20 protein-coding genes and 1 tRNA gene are annotated in these 23,186 nt (G+C 36.6%); 9 read left to right on the top strand and 12 right to left on the bottom strand.

What is annotated here, in order from left to right:
* The first annotated feature begins 695 nt into the window (after positions 1 to 695).
* Positions 696 to 1,145, top strand: a complete 450-nt coding sequence (locus RSC39_RS00190; protein ID WP_332534231.1) for a GNAT family N-acetyltransferase — start codon at positions 696 to 698, stop codon at positions 1,143 to 1,145.
* A gap of 84 nt (positions 1,146 to 1,229) precedes the next feature.
* Positions 1,230 to 1,472: a TM2 domain-containing protein gene (locus RSC39_RS00195; protein WP_063281578.1), complete on the top strand. Its 243-nt coding sequence runs from the start codon at positions 1,230 to 1,232 to the stop codon at positions 1,470 to 1,472.
* A 98-nt stretch (positions 1,473 to 1,570) separates the two neighbouring features.
* Here RSC39_RS00195 and RSC39_RS00200 read toward each other — a convergent pair whose 3' ends face one another.
* Positions 1,571 to 3,193 carry a SulP family inorganic anion transporter gene (locus tag RSC39_RS00200; protein WP_332534234.1) on the bottom strand — a complete coding sequence of 541 codons (1,623 nt, stop codon included), beginning with the start codon at positions 3,191 to 3,193 and terminating at the stop codon, positions 1,571 to 1,573.
* 209 nt (positions 3,194 to 3,402) lie between these two features.
* On the opposite strand from RSC39_RS00200, the gene RSC39_RS00205 reads away from it, so the two are divergent.
* From RSC39_RS00205 to recO, 4 genes are all read left to right on the top strand, one after another.
* The gene (locus RSC39_RS00205) at positions 3,403 to 3,924 is read left to right on the top strand and encodes an N-acetyltransferase (RefSeq protein WP_332534236.1); all 522 of its coding nucleotides are present in this window, start codon (positions 3,403 to 3,405) and stop codon (positions 3,922 to 3,924) included.
* Positions 3,925 to 4,166: 242 nt separating this feature from the next.
* Positions 4,167 to 4,239: transfer RNA gene (locus RSC39_RS00210), tRNA-Lys, on the top strand.
* Between the two features lie 147 nt (positions 4,240 to 4,386).
* The gene (locus RSC39_RS00215) at positions 4,387 to 5,562 is read left to right on the top strand and encodes a pyridoxal phosphate-dependent aminotransferase (RefSeq protein WP_332534238.1); all 1,176 of its coding nucleotides are present in this window, start codon (positions 4,387 to 4,389) and stop codon (positions 5,560 to 5,562) included.
* 97 nt (positions 5,563 to 5,659) lie between these two features.
* Positions 5,660 to 6,415 carry a DNA repair protein RecO gene (recO, locus tag RSC39_RS00220; RefSeq protein ID WP_332534240.1) on the top strand — a complete coding sequence of 252 codons (756 nt, stop codon included), beginning with the start codon at positions 5,660 to 5,662 and terminating at the stop codon, positions 6,413 to 6,415.
* Between the two features lie 148 nt (positions 6,416 to 6,563).
* On the opposite strand, the gene lpdA is transcribed toward recO, so the two are convergent.
* The 8 genes from lpdA to trpS all read right to left on the bottom strand — a co-directional run bounded on the left by lpdA (position 6,564) and on the right by trpS (position 16,078).
* Positions 6,564 to 7,982 carry a dihydrolipoyl dehydrogenase gene (gene lpdA, locus RSC39_RS00225; RefSeq protein ID WP_010905074.1) on the bottom strand — a complete coding sequence of 473 codons (1,419 nt, stop codon included), beginning with the start codon at positions 7,980 to 7,982 and terminating at the stop codon, positions 6,564 to 6,566.
* Positions 7,983 to 8,301: 319 nt separating this feature from the next.
* Complete coding sequence (locus RSC39_RS00230) at positions 8,302 to 9,894, bottom strand: 2-oxo acid dehydrogenase subunit E2 (RefSeq protein WP_332534242.1); 1,593 nt, start codon at positions 9,892 to 9,894, stop codon at positions 8,302 to 8,304.
* Positions 9,887 to 10,867: an alpha-ketoacid dehydrogenase subunit beta gene (locus RSC39_RS00235; protein WP_011834176.1), complete on the bottom strand. Its 981-nt coding sequence runs from the start codon at positions 10,865 to 10,867 to the stop codon at positions 9,887 to 9,889. Before RSC39_RS00235 ends, RSC39_RS00230 begins: the two co-directional genes overlap by 8 nt.
* A 2-nt stretch (positions 10,868 to 10,869) precedes the next feature.
* Positions 10,870 to 11,994 carry a thiamine pyrophosphate-dependent dehydrogenase E1 component subunit alpha gene (locus RSC39_RS00240; protein ID WP_332534244.1) on the bottom strand — a complete coding sequence of 375 codons (1,125 nt, stop codon included), beginning with the start codon at positions 11,992 to 11,994 and terminating at the stop codon, positions 10,870 to 10,872.
* 88 nt (positions 11,995 to 12,082) lie between these two features.
* Entirely contained in the window at positions 12,083 to 13,084 is a 1,002-nt protein-coding gene (locus RSC39_RS00245; RefSeq protein ID WP_332534246.1) for a lipoate--protein ligase, read from the bottom strand.
* Between the two features lie 192 nt (positions 13,085 to 13,276).
* Positions 13,277 to 14,131: a glycerophosphodiester phosphodiesterase gene (locus tag RSC39_RS00250; protein ID WP_332534248.1), complete on the bottom strand. Its 855-nt coding sequence runs from the start codon at positions 14,129 to 14,131 to the stop codon at positions 13,277 to 13,279.
* A 78-nt stretch (positions 14,132 to 14,209) separates the two neighbouring features.
* Positions 14,210 to 14,860: an HD domain-containing protein gene (locus RSC39_RS00255; RefSeq protein WP_332534250.1), complete on the bottom strand. Its 651-nt coding sequence runs from the start codon at positions 14,858 to 14,860 to the stop codon at positions 14,210 to 14,212.
* Between the two features lie 192 nt (positions 14,861 to 15,052).
* Positions 15,053 to 16,078, bottom strand: coding sequence for a tryptophan--tRNA ligase (gene trpS / locus RSC39_RS00260; protein ID WP_011834182.1), 1,026 nt, complete (start codon positions 16,076 to 16,078; stop codon positions 15,053 to 15,055).
* 499 nt (positions 16,079 to 16,577) lie between these two features.
* Here trpS and RSC39_RS00265 point away from each other — a divergent pair, with 499 nt between their 5' ends.
* The 3 genes from RSC39_RS00265 (at position 16,578) to RSC39_RS00275 (ending at position 18,898) form a co-directional block, all read left to right on the top strand.
* Positions 16,578 to 17,015 (top strand): OsmC family protein, encoded by a 438-nt coding sequence (locus RSC39_RS00265; RefSeq protein WP_063280270.1) that lies wholly within the window; start codon positions 16,578 to 16,580, stop codon positions 17,013 to 17,015.
* A gap of 161 nt (positions 17,016 to 17,176) precedes the next feature.
* Positions 17,177 to 18,490, top strand: a complete 1,314-nt coding sequence (locus tag RSC39_RS00270; protein WP_063281567.1) for an APC family permease — start codon at positions 17,177 to 17,179, stop codon at positions 18,488 to 18,490.
* A 57-nt stretch (positions 18,491 to 18,547) separates the two neighbouring features.
* The gene (locus RSC39_RS00275) at positions 18,548 to 18,898 is read left to right on the top strand and encodes a hypothetical protein (RefSeq protein WP_332534254.1); all 351 of its coding nucleotides are present in this window, start codon (positions 18,548 to 18,550) and stop codon (positions 18,896 to 18,898) included.
* A gap of 58 nt (positions 18,899 to 18,956) precedes the next feature.
* Here RSC39_RS00275 and plsX read toward each other — a convergent pair whose 3' ends face one another.
* The 3 genes from plsX to RSC39_RS00290 all read right to left on the bottom strand — a co-directional run bounded on the left by plsX (position 18,957) and on the right by RSC39_RS00290 (position 22,803).
* Entirely contained in the window at positions 18,957 to 19,952 is a 996-nt protein-coding gene (plsX, locus tag RSC39_RS00280) for a phosphate acyltransferase PlsX (protein ID WP_332534256.1), read from the bottom strand.
* A 102-nt stretch (positions 19,953 to 20,054) separates the two neighbouring features.
* Positions 20,055 to 20,867, bottom strand: coding sequence for a Cof-type HAD-IIB family hydrolase (locus tag RSC39_RS00285; protein WP_011834187.1), 813 nt, complete (start codon positions 20,865 to 20,867; stop codon positions 20,055 to 20,057).
* A gap of 298 nt (positions 20,868 to 21,165) precedes the next feature.
* The gene (locus RSC39_RS00290; RefSeq protein WP_011675129.1) at positions 21,166 to 22,803 is read right to left on the bottom strand and encodes an ATP-binding cassette domain-containing protein; all 1,638 of its coding nucleotides are present in this window, start codon (positions 22,801 to 22,803) and stop codon (positions 21,166 to 21,168) included.
* Positions 22,804 to 23,186: the final 383 nt, after the last annotated feature.

The raw sequence follows: 23,186 nt of genomic DNA on the forward strand, positions 1-23,186 counted from the left end.
GACAGAGTGTCTATTATCATAGAAATAATTTTTATTTTATTACTCATTGTTTATGCTATCCATCAGCTAAACTATTAATCATTTATGGAGAGGGATATCCTGAAAAAAGACGCTAGCGGTGACCAAATAGTATTATATACGGTTAATCTAGCTTAACTAAGTATAACGATATTCTAAACATAACTACTGAACCATACTAAAAGTTGAATTATATTATTTGAGATATTGTTTTTGTATAATTAAGAACTAAATCAGAACACTTGTTTTAAATGTAAAAGCTTTATCTCATTAATATGCAGATTTGGTTTTATTTGTTATTAACCTTTGTTAATCTATTGATTGAGATATTTTTGTAAAATAAAAGTACCTCAAAAATGTGCCTATCTGACAACCACAATAAAAGGTCAGTCTAACTTTGTTTGTACCTGGATATGTGCCAAAACTATCTTTCGATTTTATAAACCCATAGTTTAATTTCTATGTGTTTTTTTTATTTATTAATTTAAAGATTTAGGAAAGAATAAAAATTAATATTACAAAAACGGACAAAATATAACTTTATGAAATTATTTGTGTGATTTCTGTTATAATATTAGGTGAAGCAAATTTATTATTGATTCTTGTTTAAAAATCAAGTGTCTGAGTTGATAAATTTGGATAAGAAGATAATAAGTAAGACTAGAAAGTGGATATTGTTGATTATTAGAGACTATAAGCCAAAAGATTTGGAAGAAATTATCAGGCTTTTTAAAAAGACTATTTTTGAGATAAATATTGCTGACTATGATTTAGCTCAAGTAGAGGCTTGGTCGAAAGTCGATAAGCTAAGCTTTAATGATAATTTGTTGGCTACGAATTCAAGGCTTGTAGTTAATCAAGATGAGATAGTCGGTTTTGGTAATATTGATGATAGAGGTTATATTGATTTGTTTTACATAAGTGCAGATTATCAAAGGCAGGGAGTTGGTCAGCAATTGTTAAAGGATTTGGAAAAAAGTTCTCAGGCTCTTATGTTTAGCGTTAATTCTTCGATTACAGCAAAAGCTTTTTTTGAAAAAATGGGTTATAAAGAATTGAAACAGAATCTTGTTTATTTGAGAGGACAAGAATTTATTAACTACACCTTACTAAAAAAGGCTAAATAATTTAAGCAAAATTTTTAATTTAAAGATTTAATCAAACTACGTGCAAGCGCTGAGCCATGATAAAAGCTGACAGGAGTTATTATTATGACAACGAAAACAGTCAATAAACATCTATTTGTCTGGTTGGGAAGTTTCCTATTTGGCGGACTTGGAGTCGACCGTTTTATGCGTGGACAAATTGGAGTTGGAATTTGTAAATTGTTATTCAACGGGTTTACTTTTGGGATTTGGTCTTTAGTGGATTGGATTATAGCAATGGTAAAAGCTTATAGTACTTATAATGACACGGAAGATATTACTTTTATTAATGGGGGCTACTCTAGATAAAGGCAAGTTTTTCTAAATGTATTCAATAAATTAAAAATAATTGATGATTGGATTTATAAATAAAAAAATAGATCCATATCATGGGTCTATTTTTTTATTTAATTCTTTTTATCTACCAAATCTAAAAGGAATTCATTGACACTTGGATAGATAGCTTCTTCACCAACTAGATTGATAAGTCCTGTTCTTCTAAAGGATTCTTTTAATTTCCCATTCATTGAAGCAAAGACAATTTGGCGATTTTCTTCATGGAAAACGCTATAAATATCAATCAGTAACTTAATGGAAGTGACATCAATCATTGGAACACCTCTTAGAGAGAGGACAATGTTTGTGTTTGTAGGAAGGGCATCAATGACCTGTTTTAGCTTACTGCTATTTAAAAAGAAAAGTGGGCCAGAGATATAAATGACAGTCCATTCGCTAAATACTTCATGATGATTTTGACTAATTCGTTCGGGTTCGATTTGAGAACTGTTAATTTCAATTTGGGAAATTTTTAAGATGAAAAGTAAGAAGCCAACGATGATTCCGGCTAATATTGCAGTACTCAAATCAAAAATAACCGTAATAATCATAGTTACAAAGAACTCAATCATCCCACTCTTTAATTTATTTTTGAATAAGAAACGAATTGCTTCCCATTCATTCATTCTTAGGGCAGTCATGATAAGAACACCAGCAAGGGCACTGAGTGGGATGTGTGTCATAAATGGGGCAAACAAGAACATTGATAAAAGTAAAATGAGCGCGTGAATAATACCAGTTAAGCGAGTTTGCGCTCCAGCCTTAATTGCCACACTTGTTCGAGCGATTGCGGCTGTGGCTGGAATACCTCCGAAGAAGGGGATAAAAATGTTCCCAATTCCTTGAGCGACAAGTTCTTGGTTATTATCCATTGGATGGTTAGTAGCACGTCCAGCAGATGCTCCACATAGGAGACTTTCAGTCATTCCAAGGACGGTGATGCTTATGGCTGGAATAAGGAGGGTCTTCATATCTTGAAGATTTATTTCAGTTAAACGAAGATGTGCTTGGGGAATGAGTGTTGTAGGGATTTTTCCTACGACTGGGACATTTAATTTTAAAGCAAGGACCGCAAGGGTTGAAAGAAGGATAGCCAATAAAGAAGCTGGAAATTTTTTCCCCCATGATTTGGGATAAAAAATCATTAATAAAATCGTTAAAAGTCCAATAATTGTTGAGGGATAATCAATATGTAACCCTCCGATAAATTTCATTAAATCAAAAAAAGAACCTGTAAAGTGTTCAATCCCGAAAAAGTTTTTAATTTGTCCGCTAGCAATAATGATTGCAATTCCTGAAGTAAAACCTGTAATGACTGGAGATGGAATGAGTGAGATAAGGTTTCCTAAACGGAAAATACCAGCAAGTAAGAGAAAGATCCCAGCCATGAAAGTGGCTATAAAAATCCCATTCATTCCGTATTTGCCAATGAGTGAAATTAAGATAGCGGCCATCGCTCCTGTTGGGCCTGAGATTTGATAAAAGGCTCCAGAAAAGGAACTAATAATTAGGCCTGCGACAATCGCTGTGATTAGTCCGGCTGCTGCCGTTGTTCCACTGGACACACCAAAAGCAAGGGCTAAGGGGAGAGCAACGGCTGCTACGGTAATTCCTGCCATCAAATCTTGCAAGAATTTTCGTCGATTGTAGTCTTTGAACTCTGAGTTAATAATACCTAAAAATTGTTTAATCATAATAATTCCTTTATTTTTTTATCACAATATTCTATGATAGCAGAGATAAGTGATCTAATCAAATAATTATCGGAATCGAAATAAAATCAAGATTAGATAGATTTCTTGTAATTAAAAAACCAGAAAATAAATTTATTACTAATATCTAATGAAAAACTGAAGAATAACTGTTAAAATAATGATAGAGATTTTATTAGGAGAGGAAGATAATGATAATTAAAACAATAAATTTAGAAGACTATAAAGAAGTTGCTGAACTTATTCGTGAATCTTTTAGTCAGTCAGAACATGGTTATGGTAATGAGGCTGAACTTGTTGATAAAATTCGTAATGAAGAAGGCTATATCAAAGATTTGGAAATTGTTGCTTTTGAAGATGGTAAAATCACGGGTCATGGGCTTTTAAGTGAGGTGAGTATTGTCAATCAGAGTCAGAGTTTTAAAGGTTTGGTATTAGCTCCTCTTGATGTTTTGCCTGCCTATCAAGGAAAAGGAATTGGAGCTGCAATACTATTAGAGCTTGAAAAAAGAGCCAAAATTTTGGACTATTCCTTTATCAGCATTTTAGGTCATGAAAGTTATTATCCTAGATTTGGCTATGTTCCAGCAAGTCAATATCAAATCCAAGCACCCTTTGAAGTTCCAGATGAGAACTTTATGATTAAAGAATTAATTGAGGGTGGATTAGAAGGAAAATCAGGAGTAATTCAATACTCAGAGGCCTTTAACTAAGGAGTAACTGTCTTTCAAAGTCTTGGGGGCTGGCTTGATATTTTTGAGTCAAGATAATAAAAATTCTTGCATTTTTGTCTATAAATCGGTATAATAAGCTAGTAAGTTGGCCCAGTAGCTCAGTTGGCTTGAAGCACTGCTTCAAGGTTGCAGATAGAAAAATTGCGAAGCAATTTATCATTACTACCACAGAATTTTAGAATTCTAGAAGTGGTCACAAAATATTCAACTTTTTATAGGTTGGCCCGGTAGCTCAGTTGGTAGAGCAGTAGACTCTTAATCTATGGGTCCAGGGTTCGAGCCCCTGCCGAGCCATAAATAGTAAAAGCACTCTAATTTTAAAAATTTAGAGTGCTTTTTTTACTGACAGGTTTGTCAGTAAAGTAAATAGTCTGAAAATAGTGTATAATATTGTCAAAAGATTTCTGTCAGTAGAACAGGATGGTAAGTAGAGGATGTTTTATGGATTTATTAAAAAAATTTAACCCTAATTTAGATAAAATTGAAATTTCACTCATTCGTCAATTTGACCAACAGGTTTCATCTATCCCTGATATTATCAAGTTGACGTTGGGAGAGCCTGATTTTTATACACCTGAACATGTCAAGCAAGCAGGAATTGCGGCGATTGAAAATAATCAAAGTCATTATACTGGAATGGCTGGTTTATTAGAATTACGTCAGGCTGCTAGTGAATTTTTGCTAAAAAAATATGGTTTATCTTATGCTGCTGAGGATGAAATATTAGTCACTGTTGGAGTGACCGAAGCCATTTCTAGTGTTTTGCTGTCAATTTTAGTTGCGGGTGATGATGTTTTGATTCCAGCCCCTGCATACCCTGGCTATGAGCCTTTAATTACGCTTGCTGGCGGTTCTTTGGTCGAAATTGATACCAGAGCTAACGATTTTGTTTTAACGCCTGAGATGCTTGATCAAGCGATTATTGGGCGTGAGGGAAAAGTTAAAGCTGTTATTTTGAATTATCCCGCAAATCCTACAGGAGTAACTTATAATCGTGAACAAATCAAGGCTTTAGCTGAGGTTTTGAAAAAGCATGAAGTTTTTGTAATTGCTGACGAGGTTTATTCTGAATTAAATTATACTGACCAACCGCATGTGTCAATTGCTGAATATGCCCCTGAGCAAACGATTGTTCTTAATGGTTTATCAAAGTCACATGCGATGACCGGTTGGCGAATTGGATTAATCTTTGCGGCGCGTGAATTAGTGGCACAGATTATTAAGACGCACCAATATTTGGTGACTTCGGCTTCCACTCAGTCTCAATTTGCTGCGATTGAGGCTCTAAAAAATGGAGCTGATGATGCCCTGCCGATGAAAAAAGAATATCTTAAACGTCGTGATTATATTATTGAAAAAATGTCAGCTCTTGGTTTTAAAATTATTGAACCAGATGGAGCTTTCTACATTTTTGCAAAAATTCCAGCTGATTTGGAGCAAGATTCATTCAAGTTTGCGGTTGATTTTGCAAAAGAAAATGCAGTTGCCATTATTCCCGGTATTGCTTTTGGTCAGTACGGTGAGGGATTTGTCCGCTTGTCTTATGCGGCTTCAATGGATGTCATTGAGCAGGCAATGGCAAGGTTAACAGATTATGTAACTAAAAAACGTGGCTGAGAAATCTGTCAGTAAAATTAAAATCACTGATGGCAATTGCAAGAGTTGTCAGTGATTTTTTTGATATAATGAAGTAACTTATTGAAAGGGGAAAATCATGCGTGATGCCGAAACTCAAGGTTTAGTACTTTATAGTCGTAATTACAAAGAAAAAGATAAATTGGTCAAGATTTTTACAGAGTCTTTTGGTAAGCGGATGTTTTTTGTCAAAAATTTTGGAAAATCTCCTTATGCCAGTTCCTTACAAGCTTTTACTGATGGAAAATTGACTGCAACAATTAATGACGGAGGATTTTCTTTTATCGAAGATGTCAGTGAAGTCGTTGTTTATAAAAATATTAGTGCAGATATTTTCATCAATGCTCATGCCTCTTATATCATAAGTTTAGCTGATGCAGCCATTTCTGATAATCAATACGACCCAGCACTTTATGGATTTCTAAAGCGAAGTTTGGAACTTTTAGACCAAGGATTTGATATGGAAGTCGTGACTAATATTTTTGAATTACAAGTTCTTCATCGTTTTGGGGTTTCATTGAACTTTTCAGAATGTGCTTTTTGTCATAAAACAGTAGGACCATTTGATTTTTCATATAAATTTAGTGGCTGCCTTTGTCCAAGGCATTTCGATGAAGATTTGCGAAGAAGTCATCTTGACCCTAACGTGATTTATTTAATCAATCTCTTCCAAGAAATTTCTTTAGATGAATTAAAGAAAATTTCGATAAAATCAGAAATGAAAGCGAAAATTCGTCAATTTATTGATGGACTTTATGATGAATATGTTGGGATTCATTTAAAATCCAAAAAATTCTTGGACGAAATGTCTGGTTGGGCGGATATTATGAAATAAACCTGTGGATAAGTCGCTGGAAGTTCTGTCAGTAAACTTATCCACAGTGGAAAACTTAAAATTACTGACAGAAATATTTAGAGAGTTTTGCCAGTAAATTTTCCACAAAAAAAACCACTGATAACTCGTCAGTGGTTTTTTTATTTTATTAAACGTGAATTGGCAAGCCATCAGCCAATTCAGCTGTATCCATAATCGCTTCACCAAGTGTTGGGTGAGGTTGGATGGTTAATGAGATATCTTTAGAAGTCAAACCATTTTCAATCGCTAGTGATAAACCAGAGATCAAGTCAGATGCGCCAGGACCAACGATTTGAGCACCAATTAAGGCCCCTTCTTTAGTTTCGGTAATCAAACGTAAGAAACCAGTGGTATCATTCATTGAAATGGCACGACCATTTGCAGCAAATGGGAACTTAGAAATCTTGACATCTTTACGGTCTTTAACTGATTCAGGTGTTTCTCCAACTGTTGCTAGTTCAGTTGTTGTATAAGCAACGGCTGGCAAAGCAACGTGCAAGTCCACATCATCTTCAGCTCCAGCAATGGCCGCTGCAGCAACTTTAGCTTGGAAAGAAGCTTTGTGTGCGAGCATTGGTCCAGGAACCACATCACCAATCGCGTAAATATGAGGAACATTTGTTGCATAAGAATCGTCAACTTCAATCAAACCACGGTCAGTCAATTTGACATCAGTATTGTTCAAGCCAATCAAATCAGTATTTGGACGACGTCCAACAGAAACGAGTAAATAATCACCGGTTACTGTTTGTTCTTTTCCGTCAACTTCAAAAGTTAAAGTCACATCTTTATCGGTTTGAGTAGCTGATTTAGCCATCGCCGAAGTAAAGATTTCAGAACCAGCAGATTTCACACGATTCGCAATGATATCAGACATTTCTTTATCAAAACCGTTCAAAATGTGGTCCAAGCCTTCAACAATTGTAATCTTAGAACCGAGCATACGGTAAGCTCCACCAAGCTCAGAACCAATAACGCCACCCCCAACAATAATCAAATGTTTAGGCACTTCTGGAAGTGACAAAGCACCTGTTGAGTCAATAATACGACCACCAAATGGGAAAGATGGGATTTCAATAGGACGTGAACCAGTTGAGATAATTACATCGTTGAACTGCAAAAGTTGGAAACCATCTTCTTGTTCAACATTGATTGTATTGTTATCAATAAACTCAGCTGTTCCTTGAATTACGTCAACTTTGTGTTTTTTAAGTAGCATTTTAACGCCACCTGTCAACTGGTTGACAACTTTATCTTGTTTCCATTTTTGGGCAGATTCCCAGTTTAATTTAACATTTCCGACAGAAAGTCCAAAAGGATTTTCACCCTTTTCTTCTTCCAAAGATTCTTGATAATGATGACCGATATTAATCAATGCTTTTGATGGGATACATCCAATATTTAAACAAACCCCACCGACATTATCTTTTTCAATAATCGTAACTTTTTTACCAAGTTCAGCCGCACGGATGGCCGCAACATAACCGCCAGGGCCTGAACCAATAACAACCAAATCAACTTCTGTTGCTTGTGCACCAACAACCATTTTTTATTCCTCTTTTCTTGTAAACTTCAATGTCAACTAGGATTTACAACGTTGTAAACTTACTGACAGACTTGTCAGCAAATAAATTATATTTTTGTCAGTAAAAACAGAACAAATCAACCTTTTAAATCACTGACGAAATGATATTTTCACTATTTTTCCAAGTCGAGCCTTGTCCTAAGAATTTTATTTAAAAACTATGACGAAAAATTATGAAAACGATATTTTTTCATAAGTTTTCTAATAAGACGATTAGCGAATGTCCGCTAGGAATTCGCGTGTAATGAATAGGGGCTTCAGCACCATTCATTACATCGTATTAAATTTCCATCAGCATGAACTCAGGGTCAGCCAAAAGTGATTTCAAGTAGTTAAGTGATGTTTGACCCAACATCCCATCAATCAAACGGTGGTCATAAGTCATAGACAATTTCATGTTTTGTCCGACAACGATTTCACCTTCACCATTGACAATTGGTTCTTTAACAATTGAACCCAAGCCTAAAATCACAACATCAGAACCGTTGATGATTGGTGTAAACCAAGAACCACGAGCAGAACCAATATTTGAAATTGTAATCGTTGAACCTTGCATTTGTTGAGGTTTAAGCGTTCCTTCACGTGTAGCAGTCGCTAATTCAGCAATTTCTTTTGCAATTTCAAGAATTGATTTAGTTTCAGCTTCATGAATGACTGGGACATATAAACCAGTTGGGGCATTTACAGCGATTCCAAGGTTGACATGTTCATGATAAACAATTTCTTGCTTATCATAGTCAACAGAAGCATTAATTTCTGGGAACTTATGAGCAGTAGTTGCCAAGGCTTTAGCAACATAAGCAAGGTAAGTCAATTTGATATCTTGTTTTGCTGCTACTTCTTTGAAGACGGCGCGATGTTTAACAAGTTTAGAAACTTCCACTTGATCAAAGTTTGTTACTGGTGGAATATGAGTGTGTTGAGCAGTCATAACTTTAGAAACAACTTTACGAGTTGGATTCATTGCTTCACGACGATCTCCAGCCACAGATTTAACAGTTGGGGCTTTTTCCGTAGCTTTATCGGCTTTAGGTGCAGGTGCCACAGGAGCTGATTCTGGAGCCACAGGAGCAATTGGTGCAACACTACCAGATTCAAAAGCTTTAACGTCAGCCAAAGTTGTATGCCCATGACGACCAGTTGCAGGTACTTGAGTTAAATCAATTCCCGCTTTATGAGCATAATGACGGACAGATGGCATGGCAAGAATATGTCCAGTAGAAGTTGTTTTTGTCAATGGCGCATCAGTAGGTGCAGCGGCTGCTTTAGGAGCTTCCGCAATTGGCGCAGGACTAGCAGCAGGCGCAGGATTACTTGAAGATTCACCATTTCCATTGTATTCAATCAAAGGAGCACCAACTTCTACAGTTGTTCCTGCTTCGACGAAAAGTTTTGTGACTTTTCCAGAGTAAGGAGAAAGAATCTCTTGCATGAGTTTATCGTTTTGAACTTCTGCAACAGGATCATCTTCTTTAATTTCATCTCCAACTTTAACGAGCCAGTTGGCAATATCGCCTTCATGCATTCCTTCACCAATATCAGGCATGGTGAAGATTTGAGCATTGCCAGAAGGAGCATCAGAACTTGCTGTTTCTTGAGCGGAAGGAGTAGGAGCAGCTGCAGAAGTTCCTGAACCGTCTCCATCAAACTCAACCAAAGGAGAATCAACTTCTACAGTTGTTCCTTCTTCAACGAAGAGTTTTGTTACAGTCCCAGAGTAGGGAGAGAGAATTTCTTGCATGAGTTTATCATTCTGTACTTCAGCAATTGGATCATCTTCTTTAACAACATCTCCAACTTTAACTAACCAGTTGGCAATGTCCCCTTCGTGCATTCCTTCGCCAATATCAGGCATTTTAAAAATCTCAGTCATAATCAACCACCTCTTTAACTTTATTCACTATATCTTCAGCTTTAACTGCCCAATCATTTTCCGCTTGTGCAAATGGGAAAATTGAGTCTGGACCAGTTACGCGTCCAATAGGTGCTTTAAGATTCAAGACAAAACGTTCTGAAATTTCAGCCATTACATTTGCCGCAATACCAGCGGTACGCTGAGCTTCTTGAACAACAACAACACGTCCAGTTTTTTCAACTGTTTTACCGATTGATGCGATGTCAAGAGGAGCAACAGTTCTAAGGTCAATAACTTCAGCTTTGATTCCATCTTTTTCAAGTTGTTCAGCAGCTTTGAGAGCAAGAGGAACAGTTCCACCATAAGCAATGATTGAAACATCAGAACCCTCTTTAGCCACGGCTGCTTGGTCAAGCGGTGTTGTGTAGTAACCCTCAGGAACTTCACCTTTTAATGAACGATAAAGGTGGAGGTTTTCAAGGAATATAACAGGGTCATTATTTTCAATTGATGCGAGTAGCAAACCTTTAGCATCCGCTGGATTTGAAGGCATAACCACACGTACCCCAGGGAGTTGTGAAAACAATCCTTCGATTGAATCAGCATGCATTTCAGGTGTTTTAGTTCCGATACCATAAGGCGTACGCACGACAATATTATTTGAACGAGTGTTATTAAAACGATAACGTGTCCGGCTCATTTGTCCGGCAATCGAGTCGAAAACTTCAAAGATAAAGGTCCCGAATTGGATTTCCATAATTGGGTGGAAACCTTGTGTTGCAAGACCAATTGCCATTCCACCAATTCCTGATTCTGCGAGTGGAGTATTGAAAACGCGGTCTTCACCATATTTTGCTTGAAGTCCGTCAGTGGCACGGAAAACCCCACCATTTTGTCCGACGTCTTCACCAAAAATGAGTGCATCTTTGTCTTTTTCAAGCGCCAAATCAAGCGCTTCTGTAATTGCTGCAATATAAGTTTTTACTGCCATTCTTATTTGCCCTCGCTTTCAAATTTTGCAATTTGTTCTGCCATTGCTTGGCTTGGCACTTCAAGTGTATTTTTAATGAAGCTTGAAATTTTTTGTTTTTCAACATTATTTGCTTTCTTGATATCAGCATCAATACGTGCATCAAGCTCAGCAACATAAGCTTCTTCTTTATCTGTATCCCAAAGTCCTTTTTCAGTTAAGAAATTACGCATACGGACGAGTGGTTCTTTTTTCCACCAAGCTTCAATATTTTCTTTAGTACGATAACGAAGTGGGTCATCACCAGCCGTTGAATGGGGTTCAAGACGGTTTGTAATAGCTTCAATAACAACCGGACCATTTCCAGCTACTGCCCAAGCACGAGCTTCTTTAGAAGCAAGATACATGGCAATTGCGTCCATTCCATCAACAACGATAGACGGAGCGCCGGCAGCCCAACCTTTAGCGGCCAAATGAGGAGCAGCACTTTGTAGGCTACGAGGAGTCGAAATGGCATAACCATTGTTTTGGATAAAGGCAACAAGTGGGGCTTTATAGGCACCAGCAAAGTTGATTCCTTCATAAGTGTCCCCTTGTGAAGAACCCCCATCTCCAGTGTAAACGAAGGCTACAGCATCTTTTTTACGTTTTTTAAGTCCGAGTGCGACACCAGCGGCCTCAACGTATTGAGCACCGATAATAATTTGTGGAAACCATGAGTTTACAGGTTTACCATCATCAGTGGTGTATTCATTACCAAGTTGATGTCCACGAGACCAAAGAAGCCCTTTCCAAATTGGCCAACCTTTAGCGTAGATTTGTGGCAAATCACGATAACCTGGGAAAAGCCAGTCTTCCTCAGTGAAAGCAAAAGCTGAGGCCATTTGAGAAGCTTCTTGACCAGCGTGAGGTCCAAAGAATCCCATACGTCCTTGTTTAGCTAATTTCATTGAGCGAATGTCAACTTGTCGTGCAAAAAGCATGCTTTTAAAGAGTTCAACGAGTTTTTCATCAGAAAGTCCTGCACGTTTAAGACCTTCTTCGTCAACAATTTTTCCTTCTTCATTAAGAATTTGTAGCATTGGAAATGCGGTGTCTTGCAGTGATAGCTGCGCTTTGAAATCTAAGATTTGTTCTGAATTTGACATAATAGATTCCCTTTCTATTTTATGTGTCTATAATTAGAAATTTATCATTTTTTGGAGAAATTTCCTAAGGTTATGCTTGTGAAATAAGTTAGTCGACTCGATAGTCGGCTTTGAACATTTCAGAAAGTTCGGTATTTTGAATTGTTCCAAAATATTGCCCGTCCTTATTTGCTTCAAGGACTTGTAGGACGGCTGCGGGTTCAAATTCGACACCAATAAATTGGTCTTTAATATCCCGCCAGTCGCGAACCCCCAAGAAATCTCCTTGGAAATTAATTTCGGTAATTTTACCATTTTCAACATTGACTTGAATATCAATGGCTCCGCCAGTAAATTTAGCGTGGTTTTGGAAGGAGAATTTTGGTGATTCACCATAATTCCAGTCCCATGTAGCAAATTGTTCATCACGTATTTTTTTGATGGAATCAAGTTGCTCATCAGTTAAGACCAGTTCGCCATCTTTTCCTTCGTCAGTGAGGTAGTATTTCAAGGCTTCAATAAATCTATCTAAGCTTAATTCATCAGGTGCAAAATCTTTAATATTTCCCACACGAGCGCGAACTGATTTAGCCGCTTTACTGACAAATTTTTCATCAGAAACATTGAGAGAACGAATCATAGCTTCAACATCAGTGTCCCAAAGGAGGGTTCCGTGATGCATGAGATAACCTCCGGCATAGCGTTGCGCATTCCCTGAAATCTTTTTGCCTTCAACTTCAAGGTCATTACGTCCGGTGATTTCTGCTTTAATTCCTACAGCATGAAGTGCTTCATACATAGGCTGAACAAACTTTTTAAAGTTTACAGAACCAGAATTTTCAACTGGAACAAAAAAGGTGAAACAAATGTTACCCTCATCATGATAAACAGCGCCACCGCCAGATACCCGACGAACAACTTGGACCTCATGACTGTCAATGTAGTCCTGATTTACTTCGGCAAAAGTATTTTGGTTGCGCCCAACAATAACCGCACGTTTGTTTTGCCAGAGAGCAAAAACAGGCTCAGTTGGCTTTAAGTTGTAAAGAAGCCAGCTGTCCATCGCGATATTGGTGTAAGCGTCTTGACCTAGATAGTTAATAAATTGCATATTTATGCATCCCTTCCAAATCCTTGTGCTTATTTTGTCAAATAAGTTTGACAAAATAACACGCACGATTTAATTATACCCTTTGTGAAACAAAATGTAAAGAAAAATGCTTCACGCTTACAATTGCTACACTATGTGATTTTATCTTCAAAATTTTGTGAAGTAGATATCATTTATGGACAAAAAAGCAGCCTATTTTGGCTGCTCTTGAATTTGTTGACGAATTTTTAAGGCTTGTTCAGGATAATCGGTAATGATTCCAGCTACATTTTGTTGAAAAGCTTTGCGCATTTCAGACTCTTGATTAACGGTCCAGAGGCGAAAGGGTCTATTAGAAGCTTTTAGAAGAAGTGGGTGCTTGAGTGCGTAATTTCTGCGGGGATGAATTCCGGTGATAAAGTCGGTCAATATTCCCTCTTGGCGTTTTTTTAAGTGTAAAATATTTTTTGTTAAATAATTTATTTCAATCTTAGGCTCAAGTTCGTGAATTCTTTTTAAGGACTGCAAATTAAAGGAGCTATAAATATAAATAAAAGGCCATTTACTCTCTGTCATTAATTCAGATAATTTTTTTTCAATTCCAGGATAGTTAAATTTATCGGTTTTAATTTCAATATTTAAATAACCGCTAAAGGATAAATCTGTCAGTAATTTTAATACTTCTGAGAGGCGAGGAATTTTTTCGTCAGCAAAATTAGGATGATACCAAGAGCCAGCATCAAATTTTTGTATATCAGCAGAAGTCATTTTTCTAACTAAGCCTTTGCCGTTTGTTGTCCGGTCAATTTTTTCGTCGTGGATGACGATTAATTCATTATCAAGCGATAAATGGACGTCTAACTCGATTCCATCAGATTGAACGCGGATGGCTTCACGAAAGGCAGCAAGTGTATTTTCTGGATTATTAGATTTTGAACCACGATGCGCAAAAACTAAGGTTTTTGAATTCAAGTTTGGCTTGAGAGGTTGCTCAGTTTTGAATTTATTTACTCTTTTTTTATCAAGTTGAGTAAGTATTTTATTGAATACACTGGATAAGAAATTCATCAGATATTGCCTTTCAATTTTTGAATTAATTTTGCTGACGAAGATTCAAAAAATCCTCTGACAAACTTGTCAGCAAATTTATAAATGAGATTCTTCATATTCTTGCTCAATTTCACTGACAAAAAGATGCATGATTTTATCGCGTTTTTCGCCCAATCGTTTTCCTTCTGTGGTATTCAATAAATCTTTCAACAAAAATAATTTTTCATAGAAGTGGTTGAGTGTTGAGTTATCTTGCTGAGCATGATAATCCTCTTTAGACTTATAGGTCAAAGGCTGAAGATTTGGGTCATAAATGACTCTATTTTTTGCCCAACCATACTCAAGTGTACGAACAATCCCCCAGGCTCCCATCGTATCCAGGCGGTCCGCATCTTGGACAATCTGTCCATTCAAAGTCAGTGCTTTTTTTTCACTTAAATTACTTGAAAAACTCATGTTGTCAATAATCGAAAATATTTCATCACTAACTTTTTTACTTATTCCAATGTCATTTAAAAAATTGAGGACTTTTATCTTTTGTTTAGGAACATCAGTCGTTAATTTTTCGTCATAAGTATCGTGCAAATAGCAAGTGGCAAGGACAAGCTCAGAATCTGCTGCTGGTTCTGTCAGTAGAATTTTTTGAGCAAGATTCACAACCCGCTCGATATGATCAAAACCGTGTCCATCATTGCTGCCACTATGAATTTTTCGCGCAAAATTGGCAATTTCTTCTAATTTATTCATGAATTTCATTATAACAAAAAAACGACTAGAGCCGTCTTTTTGGTTTTTATTAAGCTTTCTTTCCGGATTTGAAGAAAGCAAACAAAGTGAATTGTTTATAAAAGATCGCCTATGAGGGAATATTTTCAAAATTTTATCATTCATTAATGGGCATAAACATGTTGGAAAATAAGATAAGTTTCAAAATACTACTTATCTAAAATAATTGATTCCCATTGCATTCTTGACTTCATCAAGCGTTTGGCTAGCTACAGCTTCGGCTTTTAAAGAACCAGCCTTGAGCATATCGTAAACATAATCCATATTTTGCGCAAATTCAATACGTCGTTCGCGAATTGGTGAGAGTTCACGTTCAAGCACTTCAAGAAGGAAACGTTTTGTCTTCACATCGCCAAGACCTCCCGCTTGATATTGGGCTTTCATTTCGGCGATTTGTTCAGCATCTTCAGCTTTACCGAAAACATCAAGATAATGGAAGACCATGTTCCCTTCGATTTTACCAGGATCTTCCACTTTGATGTGGTCAGGGTCAGTATACATTGACATGACTTTTTTCTTGAGTGTATCCATGTCATCAGCAAGGAAAATTCCGTTACCGAGTGATTTAGACATTTTGGCATTTCCATCAAGTCCAGGCAAGCGACCGGCAGCTTCATTCTCAGGGTAAATTCCTTCTGGTTCAACCAAAATATCAGTATGGTAAGCATTGTTGAATGAGCGAACAATCTCGCGTGTTTGCTCAATCATTGGTTTTTGGTCATTTCCGACTGGGACATGAGTGGCTTTGAAAGCAGTAATATCAGCAGCTTGAGAAACAGGGTAAACCAAGAATCCCGCAGGAATTGATTCCCCAAAAGCTTTTTGGGCAATTTCTGTTTTTACAGTAGGGTTGCGTTCAAGTCGAGCAAGTGAAACTAAGTTCATATAATACATTGAAAGTTCAGCTAATTCGGGAATTTGACTTTGAATAAAAATCGTTGATTTTTCAGGGTCAAGTCCTGCTGCTAAATAGTCAAGAGCAACATCGCCGACTGATTGACGAATAAGTTCAGGGTCTTTGGCATGGTCAGTCAAAGCTTGTTGGTCAGCTAAGAAAACAAACATATTGTATTTATCTTCATTTTGCATCTTGACACGATTTTGTAGTGAGCCAACATAGTGGCCAATATGAAGTTTTCCCGTTGGACGATCGCCGGTTAAAATAGTTGGTTTTGTCATTTTTTTCTCCTTTGTAGATGAGTTTAGTTTGTTTATTTGAACAGTGTAAACTGGTTTACACCTAATAAAAAAAATAAAAAAAGCGCCCGTAGAACTATAAAAAGTCCTACGGGCGCTTTTGAGCGCGGTGCCACCGTAATTTTAAAATCAAATGATTTTCTTAAGACCTGTCAGTAAACAGGTTGCTGTGTAACGGAAGCGGCCGTGATTCATTATTTTTTTAAATCAAATTCATTAATTAATAACAAGCCCATTCACCTTGCTGAAAACGTTGGTTTACACAACCACCAACTTCCTAGAGATTTCAAAATCAAAGTTACTTTCTTGTTGTTATAAATTTTACACTTTTTGACTAAAAGTGTCAAACTAAAAAAGTAGAAAATCAATTTCTTGAATTAGCAAAGGCAAAAAGCTATACTCAGATTAGAGTAAAGATTTAAAAATAAAACATAGGAAACTCAAAATAGAAGGATAGCAATAGCTATTTTAGGAGGAAAATATGGCAAATATATCAAAAGCATCAGCACATTGGGAAGATACCCTAGAAAACGGTTTTGGAACAATTTCGGCAGAAAGTTCTCAAATTTTTACAGAAACTCCTTATAATTTTAAGGCTCGTTCTGAAAGTCAAGCGCACATCACAACTCCAGAAGAACTCTTAGGTGCCGCTCACGCTGCCTGTTTTAGTATGGCCTTTTCAATGGTTTTGGGGCAAAAAGGCTTGGTAGCAAAAAGTATTGACACAACAGCGGATGTCACTTTTGAAACGACAGCAGATGGTCCAGCGATTACAAAAATTAAATTAACTAATCATTCGGTAATTCCCGGAATTTCTGAAGCAGATTTTCAAGAAATTGCAAAGATTGTGAAAGAAAGTTGTCCAGTTTCTAAGGCATTAGCCGCTGTAAATATCGAACTCGAAGCTACTTTGGGATAAGTTCTCTTTGAAATATTAATCTAAAAACTAAGTTATCTTAAATAGCTTAGTTTTTTTGCTTATACTGGGGAAATAATGAGAAAAAAGGGGAGCTTTCTGATATAATTTAACTAATAAAAATTTTAATAAAGTCTTATCTTATTAAAGTAAGAGAGGTTTCGATGAAAGAAAATAAATTATTATCACCGGCTGCCATTTTTTTGTTGGGAGTGAATTCCATAATTGGCTCAGGTATTTTCTTACTTTCTGGAAAAATATATGAAGACGCTGGGATTTGGAGCTTGCTAGCCATTTTATTTGCTGGTCTATCCATTTTTGTAATTGCTTTTGCTTATGCAAATATGAGTAAGATTTACTCAAAAAATGGTGGAGCTTTTGTTTATGCCAAAGAAACATTTGGGCGCTTTCCGGGTTTTATCGTTGGAATGGTGACTTGGTTATTGGGGACAGTGACATTGGCAACGGAAGTTTCAGCCTTGCTTACCGCCTTGAAAATGATTTTACCAAATCTTAATAGTCGATTAATTGGCTTGATTATTATTTTAGCTCTGGGCTTGATTTCCTATTTTGGAAGTTCAATTATTGCTGGTTTAGATAATCTGACTTCATTTGTAAAGATAGTCTTGGTTCTTGTTTTTGTCTTTACTTGCTTGTGGCTGGTGCGTGGTGTCAATTTTTCAACTACAAGTTTACTGACAAGTTCATCAGCAAATTTAGGTGGTTTCAAAGGATTTTTATCAGCTTATGGGACTGTTTTCTTCTTTTTCACAGGCTTTTCATTTCTGCCAGTCAACGCAGAAAAGATGAAAAATCCAGCAAAAAACTTACCTAAAATGATGTCACTGGTGATGCTCACTTGCTTAGCGGTCTATTTGATTATTCAAGCAATTACAATTGGAGCGCTTGGTCCTGAATTGACTAAAACATTGGTTCCAGCGGCAACGGCTTTTAGTAGAGTTGTAGGGGCAATCGGGATTCCACTCTTTGTCATTGGGATTTGTTTTTCAATTTTTGGTGTGATTGTAGCAACTACGTTTAATACACCAACTATCCTAGCAAGTTTAGCTCAAGCACATGAAGATGTTCCAATGTTTGTTGCGAAAAATAATCGCTTTGGAACACCAAGTTGGGCGATTATTTTGACGACACTGTGTGCCATGGGTCTTTTTCTAAGTGGTAACTATGTTTTTCTGAGTGGTTTAACCGTATTTATGAGTTTTGTTCAATATTTATCAACCGGTCTTGCCAATATTAAGAAAAAATTCCTGTGGATTGGAATTGGTTCAGTACTTTTTTCTCTTGTTTTACTGACAAGTTTTACTTTGTCTGTTCTACTTTTAGGTCTAGGAATAATAATTTTATTAGTGATTATTTATTTTGTCGTCAAACTAGATGATGACGAACGTGAAAAATGGCTTAAAGAACATCAAGAAAAATCAAAAGCTGCGGATGTTAATACTGTTAAGCGTTTATAAGTGATTTTTAGATATTTTATTTTACTGACAGCTTTGTCAGTAAGGTCAGGAGAAAATATGACTAACAGAGAATACACTTTTTGGTTACTGAGCAGCATTTTTTTAGTGATTGGTTTAATATTTCTGTTCATTTCGACCCATTCAATACAGAATTATGGTTTTGTTTTTTTGGTAATTGGCTTGATTTTAGTTTTTTTCATCAAGGACAAAAATGCCCAAGGAAAACTAGTACCTAAAAAGTTTTATCAGAAAAAAATTTTTTGGACATGGATTTTCATTCCAGTGCTTGTGATTTGGTTTATTTATGTTGTCATTTTAAAAAATGGCTCCTCTTATAATTTTGTAATGGTTATTTTAGTTGCTGAGACGATTATTTTTAACTATTTTGGTACAAAATATAACTGGTAAAGAAAAAATTACTGACAGGTTCAGTCTGTCAGTAAAAAAACTCGGTTTCCCGAGTTTTTTATTTGTCCATATTTTCAAAATGTTTGACTAACTTACCAGAAACATCTGACTCTAACATTTTGTGAATTTGTTTCAAAGCAGAGGCAATCGCAAATTCACTTGAATTTCCGTGAGCCTTGACAACCGGTGCTTTAAGTCCAACAAAAGCAGCTCCACCAGCTCCGTCTGTGCTCATTAAATCTTTAAGTCCAGACAAAGGTTTTTTGATTAGAGCTCCACCGATTTTAGTGGTGACACTTCCGGCCATGATTGCTGATTTTATTTCTTTCATGAGAACAGTCGCTGTCCCTTCGATTGCTTTCAAAATGGCGTTTCCCGTGAAACCATCAGTTACTACAACGTCAGCTCCACCAGAGAGTAAATCACGTGATTCAATATTTCCAATAAAATTAATTTCAGTCATTGCTGACAAAATTTCATGTGCTTCTTTGACAGTTGGCGAACCTTTAGATTCTTCCGAACCATTTGAAATTAAAGCTACTCGTGGTTTTTCGATTCCGCGAACATTTTCAGCGTAATAAGAACCCAAAATGGCAAAATCAACGAGATGATGTGCAGTATTTTCAGTATTTGCTCCTAAATCAAGCATATCAAACCCACGTCCATCAGCCGTTGGTAAAGTTGACATCAAAGCTGGTCGTGAAACTTGTTTAATTCTCTTGACTAACATTAATCCAGCTGTTAAAAGGGCGCCCGTTGAGCCCGCAGAAAGGACAGCATCGGCTTCCCCTTTTTTCACAGCAGTCACTGCCCGAACGAGTGAACTGTCTTTTTTTGATTTGATGGCAGCAACCGGATCATCATGAAAATCGATGACTTCAGTGGTTTCAATAATTTCAATATTTGTTTCATCGTCTAAAAATTGACGAATTTTCGCTCCATCTCCGTAGAGTTGGAAAGTAACATCAGAAAGTTCTTTCTTTGCCAAGTTTACACCTTTGACAATATTTTCGGGAGCAAAATCTCCTCCCATTGCATCAATTGCAATTTTCATATTTTTATTTTCTCCAAATCAAATAATATCTCATTAAAATTATAACAAAAAAAGTGGCTGGATAGTCACTTTTTTTCACAATAGATAATCTATTGAAGTAATTTACTGCTCATTTAAAATATTTTCAATTTCAACAAGGACAGCATCTTCGTCATTAGAAAGAATGACTTTGTCAGCCAGAGCAAGAATTTCAGGTGCTGCGTTGCTGACAGCAAAAGAAGAACCAGCGTATTCAAACATTTCCAAATCATTCATTTGGTCACCAAAAACAGCTAAATTTTCAGGGAGCCAATTAAAATGTGCCAACAAATGTGCCAAACCTGAGGCTTTAGAAATTCCATTTGGTACGATATCAATACTAGTAAAACCAGTCGTTGTCGCTCTGACAAAAGAAAGACGGTCAGTAATCCATTGCTCACAGTCCCGAACATGGTCCTCAGGAAAGTTTGTGGTAACCTTGAGAAGTTTGTCATCAATTTCATCTAATTGGTGATAAAGTTGACAGTTAGGATAGTAAAGTTTGGCATGTGTCAGGTATTCTTTAGAAATTCCTTCAGGGTAATAGGCCCCTTTGAGACCAGAAATCAGATAATCACTTTTAGGACTGAATGGCATTTCTTGCAAGTCATCAATCAATTCTTGCGTTTGGGCAACAGTCAAATCTTTGGCAAAGAGGATTTCTCCTTTATAAGCAACGACGCCACCGTTTTCGGCGACAAAAGCCATCTGGTCTTTATATTCAGCAAAAACCTCTGTTAAACCAAGTAAAGAACGGCCAGAAGAAGCGGCAAAAAGAAGATTTCTATCTTGAATTTCTTTAATTAGTTCCGCAAGTTTTTTATGATTATAAGAATGGTCATTGCGCAGAAAAGTTCCGTCCATATCTGTAGCAAAAAGTTTTAAGTTTTTAGTCATGACTTCTCCCTAATTCATTGATGATGCTATCAATGAATGAAAATTAGTTCTGTCAGTAAATTTTACTGACAAGAAATGTCAGTAAAGCTGTAGTTCCTTTATATGCAACTCAAGCGTTTCCCGAAGGGGCGCCTAATTAGTGACAGAACTCCCAGCAAAGCTGTCAGTTCTTTTATCTACAACTAAAACGCTCCCATAGGTCGCGTTTTACTGACAGAACTGTAAACTTGATTTACACAATGGTGTAAACCACTTGAATAGTAGTAATAATTGCTGACAGAATGGTCAGCACCAATAATTAATCAGCCCAGAGTTCTTTAACTTTTTCTTGAACTTCCGCATTATCTAAGAAGTCGTCATAAGTTTCACCGATACGATCAATAACACCAGATTTACCAAGAACAACGATGTGGTTGGCAATGGTATTAATAAATTCATGGTCATGTGAAGCAAAGAGGATTGAACCTTTAAATGATTTCAAACCGTCATTAAGCGCAGAAATTGATTCCAAGTCCAAGTGATTAGTTGGGTCATCAAGAACAAGCACATTAGCACGTTGAAGCATCATTTTAGAGAGCATCACACGAACTTTTTCTCCCCCTGAAAGGACGTTGACAGCTTTCAAAGATTCTTCACCTTTGAAAAGCATACGTCCAAGGAAGCCACGAAGATACGTATTATCGTCTTCTTCTTTTGTCAATACAAATTGACGCAACCAGTCAAGAATTGGTTCATTTGAATCAAAATCTTTGCTGTTATCTTTAGGAAGATATGAACGAGAAGAAGTTACTCCCCATTTAATATCGCCAGTGACTGTCCAGTTATCTTCCACATCATCCATCAATGCACGAAGTAATGTTGTTTGTTGGATATCATTTTGACCAATGAAAACTGTTTTATCGCCAGGATTTAAGATGAATGAAATGTTTTCAATAATCATTTCTCCATCAATCGCAACTGAAAGATTTTCAACACGGAGCAAGTCATTTCCGATTTCGCGTTCTTGTTCAAAACCAACAAATGGGTACTTGCGTGATGAAGGAACGAATTCTTCAACTTCAATTTTATCAAGCATTTTTTTACGTGATGTCGCTTGTTTTGATTTAGAGGCATTGGCAGAGAAACGAGCGATAAACTCTTTCAACTCAGCAATTTTTTCTTCAGCTTTACGATTTTGGTCGCCTTGCAAACGAAGAGCGAGCTCAGAAGATTCTTTCCAGAAATCATAGTTCCCTGGGTAAAGTTTGATTTTACCGTAGTCAAGGTCAGCCATGTAAGTACAAACATTGTTCAAGAAGTGACGGTCATGGGAAACGACGATAACGGTATTTTCAAAATTAATCAAAAAGTCTTCAAGCCAAGCAATCGCTTGAATATCCAGTCCATTGGTTGGTTCGTCAAGAAGAAGAACGTCAGGTTTACCAAAAAGGGCTTTAGCAAGAAGAACTTTCACGTGTTCGCCAGAAGTCAAATTAGCCATCAAATCCGTATGTTGTTCAGCTTTAATACCGAGGTTTTGCAAAAGACGAGCAGCGTCAGCTTCGGCTTCATAACCGCCCATTTCGCCAAATTCGGCTTCAAGTTCAGCAGCTTTCATGAAGTCATCATCTGTTGCGTCAGGATTCATGTAGATGGCATTTTTTTCTTGATTAATGGCGAAAAGTTTTTCATTCCCCATCATCACAACATCAAGTGGTGTTTGATCTTCATAGTCGTAGTGATTTTGACGAAGAACGGACATCCGCTCATTTGGCCCCATTGAAATATGACCTGTTGTGGGTTGAATTTCGCCGTCCAAGATTTTCAAGAAAGTTGATTTACCGGCACCATTGGCACCAATTAAACCATAACAGTTTCCCGGTGTAAACTTGATGTTTACTTCGTCAAAAAGCTTGCGGTCAGAGAATTGTAATGAAATATCAGATACTGTAAGCATTATTTTTTCCTTTTTACTGATGAGAAAAATCTCAATTATTTTTCGATAAAGTAGTTTGACTACTTTTGTGCTTAAAAATAAGCATTCTGCCCTTATTTTATCATAAAAGTTGGACTTTATAAAGCCCATTTTTCTAAGAGCTATTGACGAAACTGTCAGTAAAATTAACTATTTTTTGAGTTTTAGAAATATCCTATCAGAGTGAAAGGATATTTCTAAAAAAATGAGGCAATTTTAGTTTCGATTCAGTGTAATTTTAGCAATACTTAAGCAAGCCACATTATAATGTACTTATTCCAATAAAATTTTTCATAAAGTTTACTCCTAAACAAAAGAATGAGCGGCTGGTTACCGCTCATTTTTTTATTTTTAGGTTAGCATTT

The organism is Lactococcus sp., assembly GCF_036648155.1.
GTDB classification, from domain to species: Bacteria; Bacillota; Bacilli; order Lactobacillales; family Streptococcaceae; genus Lactococcus; species Lactococcus cremoris.

Excerpts from the sequence above, each read along its gene's own strand:
- RSC39_RS00230 (WP_332534242.1), bottom strand. The coding sequence starts at position 9,894 with ATGACTGAGATTTTTAAAATGCCTGATATTGGCGAAGGAATGCACGAA.
- RSC39_RS00285 (WP_011834187.1), bottom strand. The coding sequence starts at position 20,867 with ATGACTAAAAACTTAAAACTTTTTGCTACAGATATGGACGGAACTTTT.
- RSC39_RS00200 (WP_332534234.1), bottom strand. The coding sequence starts at position 3,193 with ATGATTAAACAATTTTTAGGTATTATTAACTCAGAGTTCAAAGACTAC.
- RSC39_RS00255 (WP_332534250.1), bottom strand. The coding sequence starts at position 14,860 with ATGAATAAATTAGAAGAAATTGCCAATTTTGCGCGAAAAATTCATAGT.
- RSC39_RS00205 (WP_332534236.1), top strand. The coding sequence starts at position 3,403 with ATGATAATTAAAACAATAAATTTAGAAGACTATAAAGAAGTTGCTGAA.
- RSC39_RS00195 (WP_063281578.1), top strand. The coding sequence starts at position 1,230 with ATGACAACGAAAACAGTCAATAAACATCTATTTGTCTGGTTGGGAAGT.
- RSC39_RS00290 (WP_011675129.1), bottom strand. The coding sequence starts at position 22,803 with ATGCTTACAGTATCTGATATTTCATTACAATTCTCTGACCGCAAGCTT.
- RSC39_RS00215 (WP_332534238.1), top strand. The coding sequence starts at position 4,387 with ATGGATTTATTAAAAAAATTTAACCCTAATTTAGATAAAATTGAAATT.
- trpS (WP_011834182.1), bottom strand. The coding sequence starts at position 16,078 with ATGACAAAACCAACTATTTTAACCGGCGATCGTCCAACGGGAAAACTT.
- RSC39_RS00265 (WP_063280270.1), top strand. The coding sequence starts at position 16,578 with ATGGCAAATATATCAAAAGCATCAGCACATTGGGAAGATACCCTAGAA.
- RSC39_RS00235 (WP_011834176.1), bottom strand. The coding sequence starts at position 10,867 with ATGGCAGTAAAAACTTATATTGCAGCAATTACAGAAGCGCTTGATTTG.
- RSC39_RS00240 (WP_332534244.1), bottom strand. The coding sequence starts at position 11,994 with ATGTCAAATTCAGAACAAATCTTAGATTTCAAAGCGCAGCTATCACTG.
- recO (WP_332534240.1), top strand. The coding sequence starts at position 5,660 with ATGCGTGATGCCGAAACTCAAGGTTTAGTACTTTATAGTCGTAATTAC.
- RSC39_RS00275 (WP_332534254.1), top strand. The coding sequence starts at position 18,548 with ATGACTAACAGAGAATACACTTTTTGGTTACTGAGCAGCATTTTTTTA.
- RSC39_RS00245 (WP_332534246.1), bottom strand. The coding sequence starts at position 13,084 with ATGCAATTTATTAACTATCTAGGTCAAGACGCTTACACCAATATCGCG.
- RSC39_RS00250 (WP_332534248.1), bottom strand. The coding sequence starts at position 14,131 with ATGAATTTCTTATCCAGTGTATTCAATAAAATACTTACTCAACTTGAT.
- lpdA (WP_010905074.1), bottom strand. The coding sequence starts at position 7,982 with ATGGTTGTTGGTGCACAAGCAACAGAAGTTGATTTGGTTGTTATTGGT.
- RSC39_RS00270 (WP_063281567.1), top strand. The coding sequence starts at position 17,177 with ATGAAAGAAAATAAATTATTATCACCGGCTGCCATTTTTTTGTTGGGA.
- plsX (WP_332534256.1), bottom strand. The coding sequence starts at position 19,952 with ATGAAAATTGCAATTGATGCAATGGGAGGAGATTTTGCTCCCGAAAAT.